2 protein-coding genes are annotated in these 2,097 nt (G+C 49.3%); both read left to right on the top strand.

The annotated features are described in order from the left end of the window. On the top strand, positions 1-704 hold a 704-nt coding region (gene proB / locus ACTHUE_RS16625; protein ID WP_440424020.1), incomplete at its 5' end, for a glutamate 5-kinase. Positions 705-713: 9 nt separating this feature from the next. Beyond that, a complete protein-coding gene (locus tag ACTHUE_RS16620) occupies positions 714-1,964 on the top strand; it encodes a glutamate-5-semialdehyde dehydrogenase (protein WP_107792499.1) in 1,251 nt (416 codons plus the stop codon). Positions 1,965-2,097 lie beyond the last annotated feature (133 nt).

Below are 2,097 nucleotides of genomic sequence, written 5' to 3'. Positions count from 1 at the left end.
AACTGGCCTTTGTCATTTCCAGCTTGGTCAGTAAGGACAAAGAAATTGTGCTGGTGTCTTCCGGCGCGATGGGCTTTGGGCTGAATGTCCTCAACATGGAAAAACGTCCGGCGGAAATGGCGCAGCAACAGGCTGTTTCCAGCGTCGGTCAAGTGGCCATGATGAGCCTTTACTCGCAGATTTTTTCCCATTATCGGATGACGGTATCGCAAATCCTGCTGACGCGTGATGTGGTCGAATATCCGGAAAGTTTGGCAAATGTTACCAATGCTTTTGAATCCCTGCTTTCCATCGGTGTCATCCCTATTGTCAATGAGAACGACGCGGTCAGCGTGGACGAGATGGACCATGCGACCAAGTTTGGCGATAACGACCGTTTGTCGGCAGTCGTGGCGAAAATCGTTAAAGCTGATTTGCTGATTATGCTGTCCGATATTGACGGTTTGTTTGATAAAAATCCGGCTGTTCACACTGATGCCAAGCTGCGCAGCCATGTGGTCGATATTACTGAAGAAATTATTGCTTCTGCCGGCGGCTCGGGCAGTAAGTTTGGTACGGGCGGCATGCTCAGTAAGATTAAGAGCGCGCAGATGATGTTTGAACATCACGGCCAGATGGTGTTGATGAACAGCGCCAATCCGCGCGATATCCTTCAGGTTTTAGATGGCGCGCCTATCGGAACGTGGTTTGCACAAGAGAAATAGGGAGGTTTGATGAGCTATATCGAACAGTTGGGCAAGAATGCTCAAAAAGCCAGTAAAAAGTTAATCAGCTTGGGAAGCGTGGAAAAAAACAATCTGTTGCGTCAGGTTGCGGCAGCATTGGTTGAACAGGCTGAGATGATTTTGGCGGAAAATGCCCGCGATTTGGCCGCTGCAAAAGAAAACGGCATTTCGGACATTATGCTCGACAGGCTGCGCTTGAATTACGAACGCATCAAAGGCATTGCGGAAGGCATTGGGCAGGTTGCCGATTTGCAGGACCCGATTGGGCAGGTTGTCCGTGGTTATACCAATCTGGACGGTTTGAAGATTGTTCAAAAACGCGTGCCTTTGGGCGTGGTCGCCATGATTTTTGAAAGCCGCCCGAATGTTTCAGTCGATGCGTTTTCTCTGGCCTTTAAAACCGGCAATGCCATTATTTTGCGCGGCGGTCGCGATGCCATCCATTCCAACACCGCATTGATTGCCGTCATCAGGCAGACTTTGGTAAAAGCGGGAATGGATGCCGATGTGGTTCAGCTGGTTGAAGATACCAGTCATGCCGCTGCCGAGGAATTGATGCAGGCAGTCGATTATATTGATGTGCTGATTCCGCGCGGCGGTGCGCGCTTGATTCAGACGGTGAAAGAGAAATCGAAAGTTCCCGTCATTGAAACCGGAGTCGGTAATTGCCATATTTATGTGGACGACAGTGCCGATTTGGAGATGGCAGTCGATATCGTCGTGAACGCCAAAACGCAGCGTCCGAGCGTGTGCAATGCAGCTGAATCTTTGGTTGTCCACGAAAAGATAGCGGAGGCGTTTTTGCCCAAACTGGAAGAAGCAGTTGCCAAAGTGCATCCGGTCGAATTTAGAGCCGATCAGGAAGCACTGCGTATGTTTAAAAATGCTGTTTTGGCAACCGAGGAAGATTACAGTACCGAGTTTCTTGACTATATTATGTCGGTCAAAACGGTAAAATCAGTGGAAGAAGCCGTCGATTGGATTAATGGCCATACGACGCATCACTCGGAAGCGATTGTGACCCAAAGCATTGCCCATGCCGAGTTTTTCCAAGAAAGCATTGATGCGGCGGCGGTTTATGTCAATGCGTCTACTCGGTTTACCGACGGCTTTGTTTTCGGATTGGGCGCGGAAATCGGTATTTCCACCCAAAAAATGCACGCCCGTGGCCCGATGGGTTTGGAAGCGCTGACTTCGACCAAATTCTATATCAATGGCAACGGTCAGATCCGACGTTGAGAAACGCCCCTCAACTTCATCAATTTGCGTATAATGGCGGGAAATTTGATTTTCCCCGAACAACCGATTTAGTAAAACGGAACACACCATGTCCTCTATCCACGATCAAATCAAAGAAGTCGTTACCACGCAC

It is taken from the genome of Neisseria sp. P0021.S005, from assembly GCF_051956955.1.
Note: the sequence above shows the minus strand (reverse complement) of the source record. Positions and strands in the feature narration are given on the sequence as shown.